At 76.2% G+C, this 1090-nt stretch carries 2 protein-coding genes; both read left to right on the top strand.

Features of this window, described 5'->3' with window-relative positions; translation table 11 throughout:
* Nucleotides 1-224: helix-turn-helix transcriptional regulator (locus AB0F11_RS38330; protein WP_362184519.1), on the top strand; the 224-nt coding region annotated here is incomplete at its 5' end.
* A 157-nt stretch (nt 225-381) separates the two neighbouring features.
* Nucleotides 382-1090: NAD-dependent epimerase/dehydratase family protein (locus tag AB0F11_RS38325; protein ID WP_362184517.1), on the top strand; the 709-nt coding region annotated here is incomplete at its 3' end.

The following is a 1090-nucleotide window of genomic DNA, read 5'->3' as shown; positions in this document are numbered from 1 at the left end:
GGCGCGCGGCCGCACCGGCGGGGGCGGATCCGGCGGCCCGGCTGACGGCACAGGAGCTCCAGGTGGCCCGCCTCGCGGCGACCGGCCTGAGCAACCGCGACATCGGCGCCCGGCTGTTCATCAGCCCGCGGACCGTCGGCTACCACCTGTCGAACGCCTACCCCAAGCTCGGCGTGGCCTCCAGGGCCGCCCTCGCCGGCCTCGACCTGAGCCGGCCGAGCTGAGGCGTCCGGCCCTCGATGCAGGTCGTCGAACCCCGTCATTCGACAGATCCGGGCCGGCCGCGCCGCTCGTAGCGTCGGTCCCGTCACTGCCGAGCGCGGATCGCCGAGCGCGGATCGCTGGTGACGGGAACGATCCGAGAAGGAGAAGGAGCGCACCATGAAGGTTCTTGTGCTGGGAGCGGGCGGGTACATCGGCTCGGCCGTCGCGGGACGGCTGCGCCGGGAAGGGCACGACGTCGTACCGTTCCTGCGGACCGGCAGCACGGTGCCGCCCGGCACCGAGGTCCGTACCGGCGACCTGGCCGACCCGGAGTCGCTGCGCGCCGCCGTCACCGACGACATCGACGCCGTGGTGCACGCCGCGACCCCGTGCGGGGACGAGGCCGTCGACACCGCCGCCGTGGACGCCCTGCTGGACAGGCTGCGCGGCACCGGCCGGGCGTTCGTCTACACCAGCGGGGTGTGGGTGCTCGGCGCGACCGGGGAGCAGGCCGCAGGCGAGGACGCGGCCACGGACCCGATCGACATCGTCGGCTACCGCCCGCGCATCGAGCAGCGCGTCCTCGCCGCGGCGTCCGACGACGTGCGGGCCTCGGTCGTGCGGCCCGGCATCGTCCACGGCGCCGGCGGCGGCATCCCCGCCCTGATGGTGTCCTGGGCCCGCGAGCACGGCCGCGGCCGCTACGTCGGGCCGGCGACCACCCGCTGGCCGATGGTCCACGTCGAGGACCTCGCCGCGCTGTTCGCGCTCGTGGTGGAGAAGGGCACGGCCGGCTCGTTGCTGCACGGGGTCGCGTACGAGGCCGTGCCGGCGGCCGCGCTCGCCGCCGCGGCGGACGTGGCCGCGGGTGGGACGGGCCGCGCCG

Source organism: Streptomyces sp. NPDC032472 (assembly GCF_040636955.1).
Taxonomy (GTDB): domain Bacteria; phylum Actinomycetota; class Actinomycetes; order Streptomycetales; family Streptomycetaceae; genus Streptomyces.
The sequence above is the reverse complement of the archived record's forward strand: the minus strand, read 5'-3'. Positions and strand labels throughout refer to the sequence as shown.